Below are 21120 nucleotides of genomic sequence, written 5' to 3'. Positions count from 1 at the left end.
ACAGTGCCGGTCGTCGTCGTCACGGATTCCTCCGCCTGCATTCCGCAGGAGTCGGCCGACGCATGTGGCATTCAGGTGGTTCCCCTCCATGTGCTCCGCGACGGCTGCGACTTGCGTGAGGGCGTCGACGCAATGCCGAACGATCTGTCGGGAGTGACAACGGCCGGAGCGTCGCCCGCCGAGTTGTCCGAAGCGTATGCACGCGCCCTGGACATGAGCGACGGTGACGGCGTTCTCGCCGTTCACATTTCACGTCAACTCTCGGGAACGTGGGAAGCCGGACGAGTCGCGGCCCAGGAGTTCGGTGGCGCCGTCCGGATCGTCGATTCACAGTCCGCCGGAATGGGTTTGGGATATCCCGCTCTCGAAGCTGCGCGCTTGGCCGAGAAGGGCGCTTCACTCGAAGAGGCATATGGCCGGGCGGTCGACGTTGCAAGTCGTGGGCGCTGCTACATCGTCGTCGACAAACTTGATCAATTGCGCCGGGGCGGACGAATCGGAACCGCGGCTGCGTTGCTGGGTACTGCATTGGCGATGAAGCCGATCCTGCATCTGGTGGACGGCAAGCTGGTGCTCGGCGAGAAAACACGTACCACCACCAAAGCGCTTGCACGCTTGGTGGATTCGGCAGTCGAGCGCGCTGGTCTCGGTCGTGTGGCGATAGCCGTGCATCACATGCGAGCGCGAGAGCGTGCGGACGGGATCGCGGAACAGTTGGCCGAGCGCATCCCCGATGTAGCGGAATCTGTGGTTACCGACTTCAGTGCGGTCATCGGAGCGCACGTCGGTGTCGGCGCGATCGGTGTGGTGGTGTGCCCGCTGCCGGACATCGACACGAGCGACTGATCGTTTCTCCACAACCCTCGAGTTCTCCACAGATTGAAATTGTTCGTCGTTGGCGGCGAGGTCTCTCGTTAGCGTCCAGTCATGAGGATCAGCGAGGAGCGCGAGCGGGCGCGTGATCGCCTCGCGGCGATGGACGGCAACTACAGGCGGCGACACGAGGACGTCGACGAATTCGGGGATTCAGCGTCTTTCGAGAGGTCCCCGCAGCCATTCGAGAGATCCCCCGAGTGGCTTCAGGACTTCGACGAGGACGACTACGAAGCTCAACCCGACTCGTCACGGTTCGACCGATTGCCCGAACATTGGCGCGGAACACGTTGGCGCCCGAGTCGATCGGCGACCTGGGTGTTGGCGATCGTTGCAGTTCTGGCCACGGGAATCGGCTTGTTCACCGTGTGGTGGGATTCTCCGAGCATGCAGGCGGTCCCACCGTTGCCCTCGCCCCAGAATGTCACGGCGCAGAATGTCACTGCCGACGATGGTAAATCACCCAGTCCCGTACCTACCGGCGTCGTGGCAGAGCATCCGCCCGAGGCTGTGGTGGTCAGTGTCGTCGGACTCGTGCGCACGCCGGGTCTTGTCAACCTACATTCGGGCTCGCGCATCGCCGACGCGCTTGCTGCGGCAGGTGGCGTGCTCGACGGAGCGGAGACGGTGGGCCTGAATCTGGCTCAGAAACTTGTCGACGGCGATCAGATCGTGGTTGGTGCGGCCGATCAGTCCGGTGGTGTTTCTTCGAGTACCACTGCAGGAGGGACCAGCCCCGCAGCTACGGGGGAATCCGGCGGGGCTGGGCTGGTGAACCTCAATACCGCCACCGAGGCCGAACTGGACGAGCTTCCCGGGGTAGGGCCGGTAACGGCTGCGGCGATCATCTCCTGGCGCACCTCCAACGGAAGATTCACGGACATAGAACAATTGGGGGAAGTCGACGGGATCGGCCCGGCAAGGTTGGCCAAATTGCGAGTGCTGGTGTCGGTATGAACGAACCGGAAGCCTCGCCGGTCCTCGACGCTCGACTGCTTCTGTCGGCCGTCGCAGTGTGGGGGAGCAGTGCGGTGGGGATACTGTTCGGCCCGGTCGCCGCGTGGGTACTGGCGGTGGCGTGTGCGGTTCCAGCGGCACTCCTCACTTACGTGGTTGTGCGCCGGACATCAGCGGGGTGGGCACGAATCATGTTGGTTGCATTGCTGTTCGGCGCCGGGTGTAGTGCGGTCAGCGGGTGGCGAGCGACCGAGGTCGAGGGGCACCCACTGACCCGGGCTGCCCTCGAGGGATCGTGGGTGAGTGTCGAAGTGGAACCCACTGAGGATCCGCACGTGGTCTCCGGCGCGGTGGGTCAAGGTCAGGTCTTCTTCCGGGCAACCGTCAATTCGGTGACTGCACACAACCGCAGGTACTCCGGAGGCGGCTTGGTCACCATCCGGGCGCCCAGTTCGTCGTGGCTCGAAGTTGTTCCAGGGCAGCGCCTCACGGTTCGCGGCCGGGCGAGTCAGCCCTGGCGTAGCGATTCCACGCTCGCCGTGATCACGTCCGAAGGCCCTCCCGTCGCGGTGGGAGACGTGCCCTGGTACCAGCGATGGGCGAGCGTGGTGCGCACTCGTTTCGCGGCTGCGTGCTCGGCTGCACTCCCGCCGGATCAGGCAGGTCTGCTGCCTGGCCTCGTCGTCGGAGACACGTCGGCGTTGTCGCCGGTGGTGAAGGACAACTTCACCGTTGCCGGGCTTTCCCATCTCACCGCGGTGTCCGGCGCCAACATCAGCATTCTGCTCGGGGCCGTTCTGCTGTTGGTCAGAGCAGCGGCGCTGAGTCCGCGGGTCGGCGCCGTCTTGGCACTGATGGCCCTCGTCGCTTTTGTTGTCGTCGCGAGGCCGTCGCCGAGTGTTCTACGCGCGTCGGTGATGGGCCTGATCGGCCTGCTCAGTCTGGTCACCGGTCGGCGCAAACAGGCGCTGCCTGCTCTTGCTGCCGCCGTCATCGTTCTGGTTGTCGTGATGCCCGAGCTGGCCGTCGACTGGGGATTCGCGCTGTCGACCACGGCCACCGGTGCACTGGTGATCATTGCCCCCGTGTGGGTGGATGTGCTTCGCCGACGAGGATGGCCCCGTTGGCTCGCGGAGATGACAGCCGTCTCCAGTGCTGCGTTTGTCGTCACTGCACCGTTAGTGGGCGCCATGGCGGGAACATTCAGTGTCGTCACGATTGCCGCGAACATGGCGGTGACTCCCGTGATCGGAATTGTCACGGTGTTCGGTGCGGTAATTGCCTTGTGCGCGCTGATCAGTCCGTCGATTGCCGTGTTCATTGCTCCGCTCGTCCGGCCTCCGATGGGGTGGCTGCTATACGTGTCCGAGCGGGCGGCGGCGCTTCCCGGAGCGTCGGTGGTGGTGCCGTCAGGACTCATCGGCGCTCTCGTCGTCGTGGGCGTCTTACTGGTCGTAGCGCTGACGCTGTGGAATCGGATCTCGAGATGGGTGGTCGGCGTCCTCGTTCTGGGAGTTGTTCTAGCGCTCATCTTTCAACATGTGTTCGGGGGTGGTCGTATTGCTCCGGGGTGGGTACTGGTGATGTGCGACGTCGGTCAGGGGGACGGTCTGGTGCTCTCGACCGGCGACGGCAGGGTGATCGTCGTCGATGTCGGTCCTGATCCCACGTCGATGGATCGTTGCCTGAACATGTTGGACGTCAACGACATCGCGTTGCTGATGATCAGTCATTTTCATGCCGATCATATCGGTGGATTGGAAGCAGTTCTGGGTGGGCGTTCGGTCGCTGCTGTCGGAGTCGGGTCGATGTTGTTGCCGGAGTCAGGTTTTCGGGCAGTGAAGGAAGCCGCCGACTCGCAGGCCGTTCCGGTTGTCTCGTTGCGCGCAGGTATGGAGTTGACGTTGGGATCGGTGAACGTGGAGGTTCTCGGTCCGTTGCTTCCGGCTCCCCGCGATGCGGGGGACGGCGCGGACGCCGCCAACGATCAGTCGCTGGTGGTGATGGCGCACACGGGCGCGGGTCGAATTCTGTTGACGGGCGACGCCGAAGTTGCGGGGGAGGAGGCTATCCTCCGATCGGGAGCGGACGTGAAGGCCGATGTGTTGAAGCTGCCCCATCACGGTTCTCGGACCACGTCGTCGGCATTTCTGGAAGCGGTGCGTCCGAGGTTGACGATGATCAGCGTCGGCGTCGGCAACAGTTTCGGGCACCCGAATGCGGAGGTTCTCGATGAACTGGATTCATTGGGCGGGGCGGTGGTTCGGACCGACGTCGACGGCACCGTCGCTGTGTATGGCGGGGGCGGCGGGTCTGTGTCGATCGTGTCGGTTCCTCGTGGGACCATCTTCGGGTGAGTAATCCGTCTGGAGTCGATCCGCTGCATCTTGTTCTCGGGGACGACGAGTTCCTGATCGACCGCACGGTATCGCAGCTCATCAGAGCCGTCCGCGGTGACCGCGGCCAGGGTATTTCGGATCTCCCGGTAACCAAGATGCGTGCGGGCGACACCAATGCTCCCGAGTTGGCTGAACTGCTCAGCCCTTCTCTTTTTGCCGAAGATCGTGTGATCGTCTTGGAATCGGCGGCAGAAGCAGGCAAGGATGCCGTAGCTCTTGTACTCGAGGCGGCGCGTGAGCCGGCAGAAGGCGTCGTTCTGATCGTCGTGCACTCGGGCGGCGGTCGCGCGAAAGCGTTGGCACCGGCCCTCGAGAAGCTCGGTGCCACGGTGCACAGCTGCGGAAAACTGAACAAGAGTCAGCTGGTCGACTTCGTCCGCGGTGAGTTCCGGACCGCCGACGTCAGGGTTGCGCCCGACGCGATCGCAGCGATGATCGAAAGTGTCGGCTCCAACCTCCGCGAACTGGCATCGGCCTGCTCACAATTGGCGGCAGATACCGGCGGCAAGATCGACGTCGATGCGGTCCACAAGTATTACTCGGGCAAGGCCGAGGTTTCCGGATTCGACGTGGCCGACAAAGTCATCGTCGGCGATACCCGGGGTGCGCTCGAGGCGCTCCGATGGGCAGATCAGATCGGAACTGCCCATGTCCTGCTCGCTGATGCCCTCGCCGACGCAGTCCACACCATCGCGAAGGTCGGCCCGTTTGCCCGGGGCGGTGACCCGTTCCGGTTGGCGTCGGATCTCGGGATGCCGCCGTGGAAGGTCAAGAAGGCGATCAAGGAAGTCGGCGGCTGGGATCCCACGTCGATCGGCGCTGCAATGCAGATCGTCGCCGCCCTCAATGCCGACGTGAAGGGCGCCGCAGTCGACTCGTCCTTCGCCCTGGAGATGGCAGTGCGGAAAGTGTGTGCACTGCGGAAGAACTGAGGACACGATGTCTCAGCGCGAGGTTGGCCGGCAGTAGTCTCGCGACCGTGGAGACACCCGTCCAGTAACCCAGCAAGCCTGATCGAGAACGCAAAATAGCCGCCTGGTCTTTCGACCTGGCGGCTATCGAGACGAACCAGTATGACGGCGAACCGTCACAGTGGAAGCGTCAGAGCTTGTTGGCGGCCTGCGAGAGTGCAGACTTCTTGTTGGCAGCCTGGTTGGCGTGAATAACGCCCTTGCTGGCTGCCTTGTCGAGCTTGCGGCTGGTGGAGACGAGGAGCTCGTTGGCCTTGTCCTTGTCACCGGCTGCCGCAGCCTCGCGGAATGAACGGATCGCGGTACGCAGCGAGGACTTCACCGACTGGTTACGGAGTCGGGCCGCCTCGTTGGTACGGATTCGCTTCACCTGGGACTTGATGTTGGCCACGCGTAAAATCCTTGTCGTCTTTAGCTGGTTACGGTCGAGAAAGCTGTGGGCGCACTGATGCACCGACTGGCAAGATTACCAGCCGAGGGCCCAAGAACCCAAACCGTCGCACGTTGCGTCTGTCGAGAAGAGTACACCGAGCGCCCGAACTCTCGCCGGGCTGCCGAATAGCCGCACTTGTAGCAGCATGTTGCCCTATGACGCCGCCGCCTTCGATAAGTTCGAGTAAAACAGGTTCGACCACCACCCGAGCGCGTCCCGCTGCAGTGTTCGACGGATATTCAGACATCGGTCGCTACGAGTTGGCTTTCGACGAGATGTTCGAGCCCGACGGCTCGGTGCGTGCTCCGTACAAAGGCGTGTTCAAAGCCCTGGCGCCGACGAGCAGCGCCGACCTCGCCGCGCGTGCCGACGCGCTCGGACGTGCATTCATCGACCAGGGAGTGACATTCTCGCTGTCCGGGCAGGAACGACCGTTTCCATTGGATCTGGTGCCGCGCGTCATTGCCGCGCAGGAGTGGTCGCGGCTGGAAAAGGGCATCAAGCAGCGTGTGAAGGCGCTCGAGCTGTTCCTCGCGGACATTTACGGCGAGCAGCGAATCCTGCGCGATCACGTGCTGCCGCGCCGTCTGGTCACCTCGTGTGAGCACTTCCACCGTGAAGCGGCCGGCATCGTGCCGCCCAACGGTGTGCGAATTCACGTCGCCGGTATCGACTTGGTCCGTGACGAGGCCGGGGAGTTCCGAGTTCTCGAGGACAACCTGCGATCTCCGTCCGGCGTCTCCTATGTGATGGAAAACCGTCGCACGATGACTCGGGTGTTCCCCGACCTGTTCATGTCCCACAAGGTGCGGGCCGTCGGGGATTACGCAACACACTTGCTGAGGGCGCTGCGCGCGGGTGCTGCACTCAACGAAGCAGACCCCACAGTGGTTGTTCTCACACCAGGTATTGCCAACTCGGCCTATTTCGAGCATTCGTTGCTCGCTCGTCAGATGGGCGTGGAACTCGTCGAAGGTCGCGACCTGTTCTGCCGCGACAACATGGTCTACATGCGCACTACGGAAGGTGAGCGCCAGGTCGACGTCATCTATCGCCGCATCGATGACGAATACCTCGACCCGATGCACTTCCGCCCGGATTCGATTCTCGGCGTCGCAGGCCTACTGAATGCGGCGCGGGCGGGCAATGTCGTGATCTCGAGTGCCGTCGGCAACGGAGTCGGTGACGACAAGCTGGTCTACACCTACGTTCCGCAGATCATCGACTACTACCTCGGTGAGAAGCCGCTCTTGCAGAACGTCGACACGTTCCGCTGTTGGTTGGACGAGGAGTGCGAGCAAGTCCTCGACCGGGTCGCGGAACTCGTCATCAAGCCGGTGGAAGGGTCCGGCGGCTACGGAATCGTCTTCGGGCCCGACGCGAGCCCCAAGGAACTGGCCGCGATCACCCGCAAGATCAAGGCAGACCCGCGCGGGTGGATCGCGCAGCCTCTCGTGCAGCTGTCCACGGTGCCGACCAAGATCGACGACGTTCTCTCGCCGCGCCATGTGGACTTGCGGCCCTTTGCCGTCAACGACGGTGACGACGTGTGGGTGTTGCCCGGCGGTCTGACCCGGGTGGCGCTTCCGGAAGGTTCGCTGGTGGTCAACTCCAGCCAGGGCGGTGGAAGCAAGGACACGTGGGTGCTTGCGAGCCGCACCTCTCACGAGGACCCGGAGCTTTCCGGCGAGGAGTTGGTGTCCGAGCCCCCGGAATCCGCGGAACCGGTGCAGGGACCGGAGCTGAGCACCTCACAACAACAGCAGCAGCAGCAACAGTGAACTCCACTGAACTGCCCAGCTACCAAGAACTATCAGCGAACGGAGCGTGGTGACTGATGCTTGCTCGCAACGCAGAGTCTCTCTACTGGATCGGCCGCTACGTCGAGCGGGCGGACGACACCGCTCGGATCCTCGATGTCGCCGTCCACCAACTTCTCGACGACGCCACCGTCGATCCTGACCGCACGTCGCGCTTGCTCTTGCGTGTTCTCGGCATCGAGGCGCCGGAGGAGAAGCTCGACGTGCGTTCCCTCACCGATCTGGTTGCGTTCAGTCGCAATCAGGTTGGTTCGATCGTGGACTCGCTGGCGAGCGCCCGAGAGAATGCTCGCGGAGCACGTGAGGTCACGTCGAGTGAGATGTGGGAGTGCTTGAACACCACGTACAACGGATTGGCTGAGCGTGAACGCGCGTCACGCAGGCTGGGGCCGCACGAGTTCTTCCGTTACGTGGAGGAACGCGCAGCTATGTTCGCGGGTCTCGCGGATTCCACGCTCAGCCGCGACGACGGCTACCGGTTCCTTCTGCTGGGGCGCTCGATCGAACGTGTCGACATGATCGTGCGAATGCTGCTGGCGCGCGCCGGTGACCGACCGTCTTCGCCGGCGTGGGTCAGTGTTCTTCGCTCGGCGGGTGCGCATGACACGTATCTGCGTACGTATCGCGGAGCACTCGACGCCAATCGCGTCGTCGAGTTCATCTTGTTGGACAGGCTCTTTCCGCGCTCGGTGTTCCACTCGATCAGGCAGGCCGAGAAGTGCCTGCAGGAACTCGACCCGCAGCCGGGCAGTCGCGTCGGAATCCGGGCGGAGGCGCCGCGGCTTCTGGGCCGCGCACGCAGTGAGCTCGAGTTTCTGCCACAGGGCGTGTTGCTCGAGGATCTGCAGGGACGGTTGCTCGGTTGGCAGGAGACGTGCCGCGAACTGGGTGAGGCAATTGCATTGCAGTACTTCCACGCCGCGCCGTGGGTCGCATGGACGGATGCCGGGGCCGCGTACGCGGATTCGACGGTGGAGGGAGAGCTGTGAGCTGGCGAATGAGGGTCGTGCACACCACGGGATATGCGTATGACGCCCCGGTGACGTCGTCGTACAACGAGGCGCGATTGACACCCCGCGGCGACACCAGGCAGACGGTGATCCTCACGCGCGTCGAAACCCAGCCGGCAACGCGTTCCTACCGGTACACCGATTACTGGGGCACCGCGGTGACTGCGTTCGACTTGCACGCGCCGCACACCGAACTCGAAGTGACCGGACTGTCGGTGGTGGAGACGGAACCGTTCGTTCAGCCCGAGGAAACCGTCGACTGGGATGAATTATCGGGTGACGCGATTAAAGATCGATTCAACGAGCAACTGAGTTTCACGAGATATGTTCCGCGTGATCGTAAGCTGGCGACAATTGCCAAGGAATTGCGCAAAGATAAATCACCTGAAGATGCAGTAGTGGCTGCGTCGCAATGGGTTTACGGTGAAATGTCTTATGTTCCGGGTACGACCGGAGTGCATACGTCGGCGGTCGAGGCCTGGTCGGCCAGGAAAGGTGTCTGCCAGGATTATGCGCATCTGACCTTGGTATTGCTACGAACGATGGGCATTCCGTGTCGATACGTTTCCGGCTATCTCCACCCCAAACGTGATGCGGCAGTCGGGGACACGGTGGTCGGGGAATCGCACGCGTGGATCGAAGCGTGGACCGGCGCGTGGTGGGGATATGACCCGACCAATGCGATAGCTGTGAATGAACAGCATGTCTCCGTCGGAATAGGAAGGGACTATTCGGATGTGCCGCCTTTGAAGGGAATCTTTTCCGGTGGACGCTCCACAGATCTCGAAGTTGTTGTGGAGATCACCAGGCTTGCGTAAAGTCCGGCAAATCTAGGCGCGTGAGCATTACTACCGTTCGATGAGAAGAAGGTGGGAATATGTCTCCAACTGCACAGGAATTGACTGAGATCGAACCGATCTCGGATGTGAAGAAGTATGCGGCCGAAGCGGTGGGGACTTTTGTGCTCGTGTTCTCCGCGGTCGGAACTGCCGTCTTCGCAGGTGCGAAAGTCGGCAATCTCGGAGTTGCCTTCGCATTCGGCTTGACCCTGCTGTTCCTCGTCTATGCGATCGGGCCGATTTCCGGTTGCCACGTCAACCCGGCGGTGACCCTCGGCCAATTCGTGATCGGGCGAATCTCAGCCGTCAATGCGGCGATTTACGTTGTCGCGCAAGTGATCGGCGGGTTGGTCGCCGGCGTCGTGATCTACACGGTGGCCAACAGTCTCCCGGCGTACAACCGTGCTGCTGACGGACTGGGCGCAAACGGTTGGGGTGCACACAGTCCGTCGGCCGAGAAGAGTCTTCTCGGCAACGTGGTCTCGGACGGTTACGGCATCGGTGCCGCCATGATCATCGAGATCCTGCTGACAGCGCTGCTGGTGTTCGTCGTTCTCGCGTCGACCGATCAGATCTCGGACGTACCGCTTGCCGGAGTGTCCATCGGCTTCACCCTGGCCGTCATTCACCTGATCTCGATCCCGATCGACAACACCTCCGTCAACCCCGCTCGAAGCCTCGCAGTCGCGCCCTTCCAGGACGGCGCACTAGGTCAAGTGTGGTTGTTCATCGTGTTCCCGCTGATCGGCGGTGCACTCGGTGCACTCATCTATCGAGCACTCTTCGGACGGTTCAACCGTATGGACAGCTGATCGATACTGCTTCTATCCCTTCGGGTCGGCTTCAGCTCCAGCTGAAGTCGGCCCGAAGTTTTGCCGCGACCGCGTCGAACTTCTTGTGATCCATGACAGCGCCCTCGCGCCGGATCCCGCTCTCGGGAACGTCGAGCACCCGGTCGAGCCGGACCCAGCTGGGCCTTCCCTCGCCGTCCCACGGGCCCGAACCGATTGCGAGCCAATCGCGCTCACCTTCGCGCTTGCTCTGCGAAGACAACATCAGGCCGAGCAGCGTGTCGCCGTCGCGGCCGACCACCAGCACCGGACGGTCTTTGCCCTGGGTCGGATCTTCCTCGTAGGCAACCCAGGTCCAGACGATCTCGCCTGGATCGGCTTTGCCGTCGAGGTCGGGGGAGTACTCCACCCTCCTGGCGCGATGTGCGGTCGGAGATGTCCGAGCGGCGATCGGTCGGCCGGACGGACCAGGCTTCGAGGTAGACGACTGAGACGTTGACGACTGCAACTGGCGCAGCAACGCAGGGCCCTTCTCCACCGCGAGGGCTCCGAGGGTTCTGCCGATCTGCTTCCACATGCTTGCCATAGCGTTCGAGCATAATCACCCGCCCGCGGGAACCCCTGGTACGGCGGCGCCGAGACTTGGATATCCTGAGGGTTGACAGTGGCCCGGATCCGGGCCGGTGCCGGTCCGACTAAGGGGTCTCCCATCAGCAGCTTCGCCGACAAGACGTTCACGGATCCTGCGCAGATCCGGAACTTCTGCATCATCGCGCACATCGATCACGGTAAGTCGACGCTGGCAGATCGCATGCTGCAGCTCACCGGTGTGGTCGAAGAGCGGGCGATGCGTGCGCAGTACCTGGACCGTATGGACATCGAGCGTGAACGCGGCATCACCATCAAGGCCCAGAACGTTCGTCTGCCCTGGACCGTCGACGGCGAAGAGTTTGTTCTCCACCTCATCGACACTCCCGGTCACGTCGACTTCACATATGAGGTCTCCCGTGCGCTCGAAGCGTGTGAGGGCGCAATTCTGCTGGTCGACGCAGCTCAGGGCATCGAAGCTCAGACGCTGGCCAACCTCTACCTGGCGATGGAGAAGGATCTCAAGATCATTCCCGTCCTCAACAAGATCGACCTCCCGGCCGCGGACCCCGACCGCTATGCGGAAGAGATCGCGCACATCACCGGCTGCGAGCCCGGCGATGTCCTGCGCGTGTCGGGCAAGACCGGCGTAGGCGTCAAGGAACTGCTCGACGAAGTAATCGTGCAGATCCCCGCACCCGTGGGTGATGCTGACGGTCCGGCTCGCGCGATGATCTTCGACTCCGTCTACGACGCCTACCGTGGCGTGGTCACCTACGTGCGTGTGGTCGACGGTCGGATCCGTCCCCGCGAGAAGATCACGATGATGTCGACGGGCACCACACACGAACTGCTCGAGGTCGGCATCATCTCGCCCGAGCCGAAGGCCAGTATCGGTCTGGGCGTCGGCGAGGTGGGCTACCTCATCACCGGTGTGAAGGACGTCCGCCAGTCGCGCGTCGGTGACACCGTCACCACAACCCGCAACGGCGCGACCGAACCGCTGGTCGGCTACCGCGATCCCAAGCCGATGGTCTATTCAGGTCTCTACCCGATGGACGGCTCGGACTACCCGGTGCTGCGCGACGCTCTCGACAAGCTCCGCCTCAACGACGCGGCATTGGCCTACGAGCCGGAGACGTCGGTTGCCCTCGGATTCGGCTTCCGCTGCGGCTTTCTCGGCCTGCTGCACATGGAGATCACCCGCGACCGCCTCGAGCGTGAGTTCGGCCTGGAACTGATTTCCACCGCGCCCAACGTCGTCTACCGCGTCGTGATGGAGGATGGGACCGAGGTCATCGTCACCAACCCGTCGTACTGGCCGGAAGGCAAGGTTCGCGAGGTCTACGAGCCGGTCGCCAAGTGCACCGTCATCGCCCCGAGCGAGTACGTCGGCGCCATCATGGAGCTGTGCCAGTCCCGTCGCGGTGAACTCGGCGGCATGGACTACCTCTCCGAGACTCGCGTCGAATTGCGTTACGAACTGCCCATGGGCGAGATCATGTTCGACTTCTTCGACGCCCTCAAGTCCCGCACCAAGGGTTATGCCAGCCTCGATTACGAGGAGGCCGGTGAGCAGCAGGCCGACCTGGTGAAGGTCGACATCCTTCTGCAGGGCGAGGCCGTCGACGCGTTCTCCTCGATCGTGCACCGTTCCAACGCCGGCGCTTACGGCGGACGCATGACGTCGAAGCTTCGTGAGCTGATCCCGCGCCAGCAGTTCGAGGTTCCGATCCAGGCTGCGATCGGCGCCAAGATCATCTCGCGCGAGAACATTCGCGCAATCCGCAAGGACGTCCTTGCCAAGTGCTACGGCGGCGACATCAGCCGTAAGCGCAAGCTGCTCGAGAAGCAGAAGGAAGGCAAGAAGCGCATGAAGACCATCGGTCGCGTCGAGGTGCCTCAGGAAGCATTCGTCGCGGCTCTGACGTCGGAATCGGTAGGCGAGAAGCCCAAGAAGTAGGAGCGCATGGTCACCACCTGGTTGTCCCGAGAGTTCGGAATCGAAATCCCCGTTCTCGGGGCGCCCATGGGTGGCCGCGCCGGCGGTGCGCTCGCCGGAGCCGTCTCGGCTGCCGGTGGTTTGGGTCTACTGGGCGCAGCCCGGTACAACACACCGGAGTGGATCGAGGCCGAAGCCGAGGTTGCCCGGTCGATCGGCGGAAAATTCGGCGTCGGCCTGATGACGTGGTCGCTGCCCGAGAACGAGCTGATGCTCGACGCCGCGATTGCCGTCGCACCGACCATGATCACCTTGTCGTTCGGGGATCCCGCAGCGTACGTCGGACGCATCCACGACGCCGGTATTCCTGTTGTGTCGCAGATCAATACGCTCGAAGACCTTCGCATTGTCGAGGCCGCAGGTGTCGACGGCGTGATCGCACAAGGCGGTGAGGCAGGCGGTCACACCGGCCGAATCGGAACTCTGCCGCTGCTGCAGGAGATCCTCGAAGCGACTACGCTTCCGGTGCTCGCAGCCGGCGGTATCGGGACCGGCCGCGGTTTGGCCGCAGTCCTGGCAGCCGGCGGCGAAGGCGTGATGATCGGCACGGCGCTGCTTGCCAGCCCGGAGACAGTCGGACCGGACTACGCCCGCGACCGCGTCGTCGAAGCCGGAAGCACCGACACGATCTACACCTCAGTTTTCGACCGTGCCCGAAGTCAGCCGTGGCCGCAGCGGTGGGGTGGCCGCGCGGTGGCCAACGAGTTCACCGCTGCCTGGCACGGAGTCGACGCCGACGAAGAAACATTGGCAAAGGCGTACGACCCGTCGGATCCGCACAGCGGTGTCGTCTACGCCGGAGAAGCGGTGGGACTCGTGCACGGAACCCATCCGGCCGTCGACGTGGTTCGACGCATCGGCGCCGAAGCGGAGCGTCTGCTCGCTCGTTTCGCCTGAAAGCAAGGTCGGACACAGACGCGTCCCATATGAGAAGGTAAGCCTCTACTAACTAGTGGAGGAGTATTTCGTGCGGGCGATGAAGTTCTCGGCGGTGGCTCTTTTGGGAGCACTGGTCGTCGGTATCAGTGGTTGTTCGTCTTCGGACGCCGACGAGATCGCGGACGGTCGGGTCACCACGGTCGACCACAAGTTCGGCGCCACCACGATCACCGGCACGCCGACGCGCATCGTCGCGGCCGACACCCAGTGGCTCGACGCCCTGCTCGAACTCGGAATCCAACCGGTGGGGTACCTGGCTGCCGGCCCGATGGGTGACGAGCGTGGCCTGTTCCCGTGGGAGAGCGGCGTCGACGCGTCGGCGAAGGAACTCGATCGCTCCGCGATCCAGCAGTTCGGTGTCCCGCTCAAAGTCGAAGAAATTGCAGCCTTGGATCCCGATCTGATTCTCGGTGGGTTCTCCGTCGCCGATCAGGACGATTTTGACCAGTTGAGCAAGATTGCACCGACCATTGCCGGTCTGTCCGAAGTCCAGGTCGATCCGTGGCAGGACCAAGTCGAGATTCTCGGTCGAGTCCTCGACAAGGAGTCTCGGGCCGACGAGATCGTCGAGTCCACGAACGGGCAGATCGATGCGCTTGCACAGCGACTGCCGGGGCTGAAGGGAAAGACGGCACTTCTGTCGCAGTACGTCTTCCCGACGTCTCAGTTGGTGATCGTCGCCGATCCCGAGGACGGTGCTTCGGGACTGTTCACGCGTCTGGGAATGTCGTTGCCGCCCAAGCTGGTCGAAGAGGCCGGTGTGACCGGTGGTCGGCTGATACTCAGCCCGGAACGGGTCGACGCTCTCAGTGCCGACGTCGTGGTGCTGCTGCCCAACGGCGGGTCGCTGGACGACATGATGAAGCTGCCGGGATTTGCCGACCTGCCTGCAGTGAAGGGTGGCGGATTGGCCATCGTCGACTATCCGACTGTTGCCGGCCTGAACACTCCGTCGTCGCTGTCGCTGAAGTACTCGCTCGAATCGATCACGCCGCAGCTAGAAGCGGTCGCCGGCTAGATCTGCTGTGCGCCTTTATTAACCGCGGGCGGTTAACAAAGGCGCACAGCAGGGGGTCTAGGTTGCGTTGTGCGCGGGCTGGAATGCTCCGGCTTCGGCAGCTTCCTCGGCTCGGATCACGTGGACCACGGCGTTGATCAGCGCCAGGTGCGTGAATGCCTGCGGGAAGTTACCCAGATGGCGACCGGTGTGCGCGTCGATCTCCTCCGCGTACAGCTTGAGCGGGCTCGCGAACCCGAGCAGGCGCTCGCAGAGATGCTTTGCGCGATCCAGTTCGCCGATCTCGACGAGGGCGGACACCAGCCAGAAGGAACAGATGGTGAACGTGCCTTCCTCGCCGCTCAATCCGTCGTCGGTGGTGTCGACGCGATAGCGCAGGACCAGACCTTCTTCGGTGAGCTCGTCGGCGATCGCCAGCACTGTCGCGCGGATACGCGGATCGTCGGCAGGCAGGAAGCGCAGCAGCGGAGCCAGCAGCAGAGACGCGTCGAGTGAATCGTGCCCGTAGCGCTGTGTCAGAACTCCACGCGAGTCGACACCGTGCGCGAGGATGTCGGCCTTGATGTCGTCGGCGATGGCCGTCCATTGCTGCGCAAAGCTCTTCTCGCCCTGCATCTCTGCAAGCTTGGCGCCGCGGTCGAGAGCGACCCAGCACATGATCTTCGACGACGTGAAGTGCTGCGGTTCACCGCGCACTTCCCAGATCCCGCGGTCGGGTTGGCGCCAATGCTTGATCGCTTCCTCGACCTGCTTCTTGAGCAGCGGCCACAACGCTTCGGGCACACGCTCGCGGGTACGGATGTGGAGGTACACCGAGTCGAGCATGGTGCCCCAGATGTCGTGCTGCTGTTGATCGAACGCGCCGTTGCCGATACGCACCGGACGGGCGCCATCGTATCCGGAGAGGTGGTTCAGTTCGGATTCCTCGAGCGTGCGCTCGCCGCCGATGCCGTACATCACCTGCAAGGGGTGCGGCTGACCGTTGTCCGAACTCGACACGTCGTAGATGAAGTTGAAGAAGTCGTTGGCTTCACGGTCCAACCCGAGCGTGTAGAGGCCCCACAATGCGAAGGTGGAATCGCGAACCCATGCGTAGCGGTAGTCCCAGTTACGTTCTCCGCCTGGTGTTTCCGGTAGCGACGTCGTGGAAGCCGCGAGAAGGGCTCCGGTCGGTGCGTAGGTGAGGCCTTTGAGTGTGAGCGCGCTGCGCTGCAGGTAACCGCGCCACGGGTGGTCGGGGAACTTGCCGATGGTCACCCACTCGCGCCACGACTTCGACGTCTGCCACATCTTGTCGGCTGCTTCGTCGAAAGTCTGCGGCGCGGGAAGATCCGACCACGAGAGCGCGACGTAGACGTTGTCGCCTTCGACCAGTCGCGTCCGGGCCCGGGCCTCGCGACCTTCCAGACCCAATCGGAGATCGGTGGTCAAGCGGAGAGTGGGGTGGTCTCCGGGCTTGGCGGAGCGACACGTTGCCGTCGCTTCCTCGTAGACCTTGCCGGTGTACTCCCAATTGGCGGTGCCGCGGTGATAATCGAACGCGGGCTCGCAGCTCATCTCGAGTTCGACGGTGCCGCTGACGCATTTAACCGTACGGAGAAGCGTGTGTTCGGCATCCCAGTCGGTCGGTGTGCGCTTGTGCGTGTTCGATCGTTTGTCGACGTTGTGCCACGGACCGAGAACCAGTGCGTCGCGAACGACGAGCCAGCCGGTCTCCGTCTGCCATGTTGTCTCGAGGATGAGTCCGCCCGGCAGATAGCGTCTGGCTGCGGGTACGTTCTGGCCGTAAGGGCCGATACGGAAATGGCCTGCGCTGCGGTCGAGGATGGCACCGAACACGCTGGGGGAGTCGGGGCGGGGAACGCACATCCACTCGACAGATCCGTTACGGGCAATCAGGCACGAGGTTTCGCAATCGGAAAGAAACGCGTAGTCGTCGATCGGGGGAAAGTTGCTTCGATGGTGACCCGTGGAGGCGGGAGGAATCGTCTGCACCACTTCGTCGTCAGCACTCATTCGGACATCATCCGGCCAGAATCGACACACGTCCAATCCACACGCTGTCGGGACCGTTTCGGTCGAAGGATAGGGTGTTGACGTGGATCGGATTGCGGATTGGTGGGACAGCTTCGAGCTGTGGATGGCGGGGCTCCCGTTCATCCCGCAGGTCGCGTTGGTCCTGATCGTCGTCGTTCCGCTGTGCCGCCTGGTGGCCGTCGGCCTGGATCGCGCTTTGGCTGCCGTACTCGCTCTGCCGCTCTTCGGCTGGTTGCGTAGGAATTCTCGAGAAGTAGAGGAAAGCTGATGCCCCGCTCACGGGTCACTCTCGCCCTGATAGCCCTGATTCTCCTCGTGATCGTCGCGTGGCTTCTCACCCGTTAGTTCTCCCGATTAGAGCGGGCGCCGGTGCTCTGCTAAAGTCCACCGCGTGTCCGAAGCAACAGCTCCCGTAATCCGCCACCAGTTGGCGTTGATTGCTGTCGGCATGCTCGACGTCGCTGACGTCGCCTGTTGTTGATTTTCTGAGTTCGACCTCTCCGGTGGTGCTGCGCACCCCGTTCGAACTTCACTGCGCGTCACTCGCGCCCCCCGATTCAGGGCTCTTGGCCCGTCGGCTCTCCATGTCTGAACGTCCCGATGGATTCAGCCCCAGAGGTCTCGGACTTTTGTGATTTAGTCAACCACTCTCTTGTCAGTCCTTTCAGGAAGGTATCTGCAATGAAACGCCGTTCCCGCACACTTCTCACCGCTATCGCGACCATGGGGGCCGTGGTACTCACAGCGTGCAGTGGTGGCTCGAGCGACACCGTGGGTGGTGACAGCGCTGCCAGCGACGGTAGCGCCGGCACGATCAACCTGTTCGCCTACGCCGTGCCGAAGCCCGGCTTCGACAAGCTCACCGCAGCCTTCCAGGCGACCGACGAGGGCAAGAACGTCAACTTCAATCCTTCGTACGGCGCCTCGGGCGACCAGTCGCGCAAGGTGAAGGACGGTGCCGAAGCCGACTTCGTCAACTTCTCCGTCGAGCCTGACATCACCCGCCTGGTCGATGCCGGTCTGGTCGATCAGAACTGGAACCAGGACGCCTACAACGGAATTCCGTTCGGATCGGTGGTCACCATCGTGACCCGTCCGGGCAATCCGAAAGGCATCAAGGACTGGGACGACCTGCTGCAGCCCGGCCTCGAGGTCGTCACGCCGAACCCGTTCAGTTCAGGCTCGGCCAAGTGGAACCTCTTGGCGCCCTACGCCGCAAAGAGCGACGGTGGCAAGAACCCGCAAGCGGGCCTCGACTACGTCACCGCCTTGGTCAATGATCACGTCAAGATCCAGCCCAAGTCGGGACGCGAGGCTTCGGAAGCCTTCCTTCAGGGCAGCGGCGACGTTCTGATCAGCTACGAGAACGAGGCGCTGTTCATCGAGGGCAACGGCGACCCGGTCGAGCACGTCACCCCGCCCACGACCTTCAAGATCGAGAACCCGGTTGCCGTGATCTCGAACAGCAAGGTCCTCGACAAGGCGACCGCGTTCAAGGACTACCTCTACACGACCGAGGGCCAGACGCTCTGGGCCGAAGCAGGATTCCGTCCCGTCGATCCCGCCGTCGCTGCCAAGTTCACCGACAAGTTCCCGGAGCCGACCAAGCTGTGGACCATTGCAGACCTCGGCGGCTGGAAGGCCGTGGACAGTGCACTGTTCACCAAGGACACCGGTTCGATCGCAGTGATCTACGACAACGCGACCAAGTAAGACTGACGTGACTGACACTATTGACCCCACCCCCGTGGCTCGTCGGCGAAAACTCGCGCGGGTCACGGGGAGTGTGGGGCCGCTCGGAATCGGAGTAGCCACTCTGTGGCTCTCCGTGATCGTTCTGCTTCCGCTCGCCGCGTTGACCGCCACCGCGTTCGACGAGGGGATCTCCGGATTCTGGGACGCTGTCACTGCACCAGTTGCCTTGGCGTCACTGCGCGTGACATTGCTCGTCTCGGTGATCGTGGCACTGATCAACGTCGTGATGGGCACGATCATCGCGTGGGTGCTGGTCCGCGACGACTTCCCGGGCAAGCGCATCGTCAACTCGATGATCGACCTGCCGTTCGCGTTGCCGACAATCGTGGCGTCGATCGTGCTGTTGTCCCTCTACGGCCCGCAGTCGCCGATCGACATCCACCTCAACGCAACTCAGCCTGGTCTGATCGTGGCGCTGGCTTTCGTGACCTTGCCGTTCGTCGTTCGCTCTGTGCAGCCGGTGCTGATGGAGGTCGACCGTGAGGTCGAGGAAGCCGCTGCATCGTTGGGCGCGTCCAATTGGACGATCTTTCGCTCCGTCGTTCTTCCGACGCTGGCGCCCGCCGTCATCTCGGGCGCGGGACTCGCGTTCGCCCGAGCGATCGGCGAGTACGGTTCGGTCGTCCTGATCGGCGGCAACATCCCACGAGTGACACAGATGACGTCGCAGTACATTCAGCAGCAGATCGAGATCGATCGTCCGACCAACGCCGCTGCCGTCTCGGTCGTGCTGCTGGTCATCGCATTCGTGACGCTGTTCGTCTTGCGAATCTTCGCTTCGCGCGGACAGCGACGTGAGGAGAGTTCCCGATGAACGTGTCCAGAGGATCGAAGATCGGTCTTCGGACCGTCGCGCTCGTCTACTTATTCGTGTTGTTGGTCGTGCCGATCGGCGTGATCCTGACACGAACGTTCGAGAACGGAATCGGTCCGTTCTTCGAATCGATCACGACGCCTGCAGCCGTCTCCGCGCTGAATTTGTCGCTGATCATCGTGGCGATCGTGGTCCCGATCAACGTTGTGTTCGGTATCGTCACCGCACTCGCCTTAGTCCGTGGTCGGTTCCCTGGCCGTGGAGTTCTGCAGTCGGTAGTCGACCTGCCGTTCGCGGTTTCGCCCGTCGTCGTCGGTGTGTCCTTGATCCTTCTCTGGGGCGCCAACGGCTGGTTCGGCGGGATCGAATCGTTGGGGTTCAAGGTCATCTTCGGCTTGCCCGGCATGGTGATCGCGACCATTTTCGTGACGCTTCCCTTTGTCGTCCGGGAGGTCGAACCCGTCCTGCACGAGATCGGCGACGAGCAGGAACAAGCTGCCGCGACGCTCGGTGCTTCGGGTTGGCAGACGTTCTGGCGGATCACACTGCCCGCGATCCGTTGGGGCCTGACGTACGGAATCGTGTTGACGGTGGCGCGTTCGCTCGGTGAATTCGGCGCAGTCATCATGGTCTCTTCCGGTTTCCCGGGGGTATCCCAGACGCTGACGTTGCTGGTGCATTCGCGATACATCGACGACCACAACACCTTTGGTGCATATTCGGCGGCAACGCTGCTGATGGGCATCGCCATCATTGTCCTGTTGCTGATGACGCTGCTGGACCGTAAGAGGAGCACCACATGATCACAGTGACCGGGGCCCGCAAGAACTACGGTGATTTCGCGGCACTCGACGACGTGACGGTCAACATTCCTTCGGGTTCGTTGACGGCATTGCTGGGGCCCAGTGGCTCGGGAAAGTCGACTTTGCTGCGTTCGATCGCCGGGCTCGAAGAACTCGATTCGGGAACCATCACCATCGCAGGCAAGGACGTCACCGGCATCTCACCGCAGAAGCGTGACATCGGCTTCGTATTCCAGCACTACGCCGCGTTCAAGCACATGACGGTGCGGGACAACGTGGCGTTCGGGCTCAAGATCCGCAAGCGCCCGAAGCCGGAGATCGAGAAGAAGGTCAACGAACTACTGGGGATCGTCGGCCTCGACGGCTTTCAACATCGGTACCCGGCGCAGCTGTCCGGTGGTCAGCGTCAGCGCATGGCGTTGGCGCGCGCTCTGGCTGTCGACCCGCAGGTTCTCCTGCTCGACGAGCCCTTCGGTGCGCTCGACGCGAAGGTCCGTGCCGACCTGCGCACGTGGTTGCGTCGCCTGCACGACGAAGTGCACGTCACCACCGTCCTGGTCACCCACGACCAGGAAGAGGCGCTCGACGTCGCCGACCGGATCGCAGTGCTGAACAAGGGGCGAATCGAGCAGATCGGTGAACCTGCCGACCTGTACGACCGCCCGTCCAACGACTTCGTGATGTCCTTCCTCGGGTCCGTCGCGAAGCTCAACGGGCAGCTGGTTCGTCCGCACGACATCCGCCTCGGCCGCGATCCGAGCATGGCTCTCGCTCAGGAGTCCGGAACGGCCGAGTCCCTCGGCGTCACACGCGCAACCGTCGAGCGCGTCGTGTACCTCGGCTTCGAGGTTCGGGTCGACCTGCGCAACGAGGCAACCGGTGAGCTGTTCTCGGCTCAGGTCACCCGCGGTGACAGTGCAGCGCTGCACCTCGAGGCAGGGGAGACGGTGTACGCCCGGGCAACTCGGGCTCCGGATCTGCCGGAGACCCCGGTGTCGACGCCGGTGCAGGAGCCGGTCACGGTGAGCGTCGTCGGCCAGGTTTGACCCGCTTGCCCTGTTTGACCTGTTG

Annotated in this window: 20 protein-coding genes; 17 read left to right on the top strand and 3 right to left on the bottom strand. The window is 62.9% G+C overall.

Going from position 1 to position 21120, the window contains the following annotated elements; translation table 11 throughout:
• Positions 1-3: 3 nt before the first annotated feature.
• The 4 genes from ACFQ6Y_RS22590 to holA all read left to right on the top strand — a co-directional run bounded on the left by ACFQ6Y_RS22590 (position 4) and on the right by holA (position 5161).
• On the top strand, positions 4-846 hold the full coding sequence (locus ACFQ6Y_RS22590) for a DegV family protein (protein WP_378637364.1): 843 nt from the start codon (positions 4-6) through the stop codon (positions 844-846).
• 81 nt (positions 847-927) lie between these two features.
• The gene (locus ACFQ6Y_RS22585; RefSeq protein ID WP_378637359.1) at positions 928-1830 is read left to right on the top strand and encodes a helix-hairpin-helix domain-containing protein; all 903 of its coding nucleotides are present in this window, start codon (positions 928-930) and stop codon (positions 1828-1830) included.
• Positions 1827-4187, top strand: coding sequence for a ComEC/Rec2 family competence protein (locus ACFQ6Y_RS22580; protein ID WP_378637354.1), 2361 nt, complete (start codon positions 1827-1829; stop codon positions 4185-4187). Before ACFQ6Y_RS22585 ends, ACFQ6Y_RS22580 begins: the two co-directional genes overlap by 4 nt.
• Positions 4184-5161: a DNA polymerase III subunit delta gene (gene holA / locus ACFQ6Y_RS22575; RefSeq protein ID WP_283304155.1), complete on the top strand. Its 978-nt coding sequence runs from the start codon at positions 4184-4186 to the stop codon at positions 5159-5161. Before ACFQ6Y_RS22580 ends, holA begins: the two co-directional genes overlap by 4 nt.
• Before the next feature lie 169 nt (positions 5162-5330).
• Here holA and rpsT read toward each other — a convergent pair whose 3' ends face one another.
• A complete protein-coding gene (gene rpsT, locus ACFQ6Y_RS22570; RefSeq protein ID WP_003944567.1) occupies positions 5331-5591 on the bottom strand; it encodes a 30S ribosomal protein S20 in 261 nt (86 codons plus the stop codon).
• A gap of 197 nt (positions 5592-5788) precedes the next feature.
• Here rpsT and ACFQ6Y_RS22565 point away from each other — a divergent pair, with 197 nt between their 5' ends.
• From ACFQ6Y_RS22565 to ACFQ6Y_RS22550, 4 genes are read left to right on the top strand one after another with little or no spacing between them, the layout of a single operon-like run.
• Positions 5789-7414 (top strand): circularly permuted type 2 ATP-grasp protein, encoded by a 1626-nt coding sequence (locus ACFQ6Y_RS22565; RefSeq protein ID WP_378637349.1) that lies wholly within the window; start codon positions 5789-5791, stop codon positions 7412-7414.
• Positions 7415-7470: 56 nt separating this feature from the next.
• A complete protein-coding gene (locus ACFQ6Y_RS22560) occupies positions 7471-8442 on the top strand; it encodes an alpha-E domain-containing protein (protein WP_095969748.1) in 972 nt (323 codons plus the stop codon).
• A gap of 8 nt (positions 8443-8450) precedes the next feature.
• On the top strand, positions 8451-9281 hold the full coding sequence (locus ACFQ6Y_RS22555) for a transglutaminase domain-containing protein (RefSeq protein ID WP_378538543.1): 831 nt from the start codon (positions 8451-8453) through the stop codon (positions 9279-9281).
• 59 nt (positions 9282-9340) lie between these two features.
• Positions 9341-10114 (top strand): aquaporin, encoded by a 774-nt coding sequence (locus ACFQ6Y_RS22550; RefSeq protein WP_378637345.1) that lies wholly within the window; start codon positions 9341-9343, stop codon positions 10112-10114.
• Positions 10115-10145: 31 nt separating this feature from the next.
• On the opposite strand, the gene ACFQ6Y_RS22545 is transcribed toward ACFQ6Y_RS22550, so the two are convergent.
• Positions 10146-10679 (bottom strand): type II toxin-antitoxin system PemK/MazF family toxin, encoded by a 534-nt coding sequence (locus ACFQ6Y_RS22545; RefSeq protein ID WP_378546773.1) that lies wholly within the window; start codon positions 10677-10679, stop codon positions 10146-10148.
• A gap of 72 nt (positions 10680-10751) precedes the next feature.
• On the opposite strand from ACFQ6Y_RS22545, the gene lepA reads away from it, so the two are divergent.
• From lepA to ACFQ6Y_RS22530, 3 genes are all read left to right on the top strand, one after another.
• Positions 10752-12644, top strand: a complete 1893-nt coding sequence (gene lepA / locus ACFQ6Y_RS22540; protein ID WP_378637340.1) for a translation elongation factor 4 — start codon at positions 10752-10754, stop codon at positions 12642-12644.
• Between the two features lie 6 nt (positions 12645-12650).
• Complete coding sequence (locus ACFQ6Y_RS22535) at positions 12651-13580, top strand: NAD(P)H-dependent flavin oxidoreductase (protein ID WP_378637336.1); 930 nt, start codon at positions 12651-12653, stop codon at positions 13578-13580.
• 79 nt (positions 13581-13659) lie between these two features.
• The gene (locus ACFQ6Y_RS22530; RefSeq protein ID WP_378637676.1) at positions 13660-14640 is read left to right on the top strand and encodes an ABC transporter substrate-binding protein; all 981 of its coding nucleotides are present in this window, start codon (positions 13660-13662) and stop codon (positions 14638-14640) included.
• Positions 14641-14697: 57 nt separating this feature from the next.
• Here the strand turns inward: ACFQ6Y_RS22530 and ACFQ6Y_RS22525 are convergent, their stop codons facing one another.
• Positions 14698-16656 (bottom strand): glycoside hydrolase family 15 protein, encoded by a 1959-nt coding sequence (locus ACFQ6Y_RS22525; protein WP_063316226.1) that lies wholly within the window; start codon positions 16654-16656, stop codon positions 14698-14700.
• An 82-nt stretch (positions 16657-16738) separates the two neighbouring features.
• On the opposite strand from ACFQ6Y_RS22525, the gene ACFQ6Y_RS22520 reads away from it, so the two are divergent.
• The 6 genes from ACFQ6Y_RS22520 to ACFQ6Y_RS22495 all read left to right on the top strand — a co-directional run bounded on the left by ACFQ6Y_RS22520 (position 16739) and on the right by ACFQ6Y_RS22495 (position 21095).
• Positions 16739-16945, top strand: coding sequence for a hypothetical protein (locus ACFQ6Y_RS22520; protein ID WP_019749040.1), 207 nt, complete (start codon positions 16739-16741; stop codon positions 16943-16945).
• 123 nt (positions 16946-17068) lie between these two features.
• The gene (locus ACFQ6Y_RS22515; RefSeq protein WP_309599318.1) at positions 17069-17158 is read left to right on the top strand and encodes an Ms4533A family Cys-rich leader peptide; all 90 of its coding nucleotides are present in this window, start codon (positions 17069-17071) and stop codon (positions 17156-17158) included.
• Between the two features lie 200 nt (positions 17159-17358).
• Complete coding sequence (locus ACFQ6Y_RS22510; protein ID WP_003944569.1) at positions 17359-18390, top strand: sulfate ABC transporter substrate-binding protein; 1032 nt, start codon at positions 17359-17361, stop codon at positions 18388-18390.
• Between the two features lie 7 nt (positions 18391-18397).
• The gene (gene cysT / locus ACFQ6Y_RS22505) at positions 18398-19246 is read left to right on the top strand and encodes a sulfate ABC transporter permease subunit CysT (protein ID WP_378546783.1); all 849 of its coding nucleotides are present in this window, start codon (positions 18398-18400) and stop codon (positions 19244-19246) included.
• Positions 19243-20049 (top strand): sulfate ABC transporter permease subunit CysW, encoded by an 807-nt coding sequence (gene cysW, locus ACFQ6Y_RS22500; RefSeq protein ID WP_378637332.1) that lies wholly within the window; start codon positions 19243-19245, stop codon positions 20047-20049. The genes cysT and cysW overlap by 4 nt, the downstream gene beginning before the upstream one ends.
• Positions 20046-21095, top strand: coding sequence for a sulfate/molybdate ABC transporter ATP-binding protein (locus ACFQ6Y_RS22495; protein WP_378637327.1), 1050 nt, complete (start codon positions 20046-20048; stop codon positions 21093-21095). Before cysW ends, ACFQ6Y_RS22495 begins: the two co-directional genes overlap by 4 nt.
• Positions 21096-21120 lie beyond the last annotated feature (25 nt).

Origin of the sequence: Rhodococcus sp. NPDC056516 (assembly GCF_042794655.1) — a bacterium.
In the GTDB taxonomy this organism is placed as follows: domain Bacteria; phylum Actinomycetota; class Actinomycetes; order Mycobacteriales; family Mycobacteriaceae; genus Rhodococcus_F.
The sequence above is the reverse complement of the archived record's forward strand: the minus strand, read 5'-3'. Positions and strand labels throughout refer to the sequence as shown.

Coding starts and splice junctions, on each gene's coding strand:
- ACFQ6Y_RS22530 (WP_378637676.1), top strand. CDS start 13,660: ATGAAGTTCTCGGCGGTGGCTCTTTTGGGAGCACTGGTCGTCGGTATC.
- ACFQ6Y_RS22510 (WP_003944569.1), top strand. CDS start 17,359: ATGAAACGCCGTTCCCGCACACTTCTCACCGCTATCGCGACCATGGGG.
- ACFQ6Y_RS22585 (WP_378637359.1), top strand. CDS start 928: ATGAGGATCAGCGAGGAGCGCGAGCGGGCGCGTGATCGCCTCGCGGCG.
- ACFQ6Y_RS22535 (WP_378637336.1), top strand. CDS start 12,651: ATGGTCACCACCTGGTTGTCCCGAGAGTTCGGAATCGAAATCCCCGTT.
- ACFQ6Y_RS22525 (WP_063316226.1), bottom strand. CDS start 16,656: ATGAGTGCTGACGACGAAGTGGTGCAGACGATTCCTCCCGCCTCCACG.
- ACFQ6Y_RS22545 (WP_378546773.1), bottom strand. CDS start 10,679: ATGGCAAGCATGTGGAAGCAGATCGGCAGAACCCTCGGAGCCCTCGCG.
- cysW (WP_378637332.1), top strand. CDS start 19,243: ATGAACGTGTCCAGAGGATCGAAGATCGGTCTTCGGACCGTCGCGCTC.
- ACFQ6Y_RS22550 (WP_378637345.1), top strand. CDS start 9,341: ATGTCTCCAACTGCACAGGAATTGACTGAGATCGAACCGATCTCGGAT.
- ACFQ6Y_RS22560 (WP_095969748.1), top strand. CDS start 7,471: ATGCTTGCTCGCAACGCAGAGTCTCTCTACTGGATCGGCCGCTACGTC.
- ACFQ6Y_RS22565 (WP_378637349.1), top strand. CDS start 5,789: ATGACGCCGCCGCCTTCGATAAGTTCGAGTAAAACAGGTTCGACCACC.
- ACFQ6Y_RS22555 (WP_378538543.1), top strand. CDS start 8,451: ATGAGGGTCGTGCACACCACGGGATATGCGTATGACGCCCCGGTGACG.
- ACFQ6Y_RS22495 (WP_378637327.1), top strand. CDS start 20,046: ATGATCACAGTGACCGGGGCCCGCAAGAACTACGGTGATTTCGCGGCA.
- ACFQ6Y_RS22580 (WP_378637354.1), top strand. CDS start 1,827: ATGAACGAACCGGAAGCCTCGCCGGTCCTCGACGCTCGACTGCTTCTG.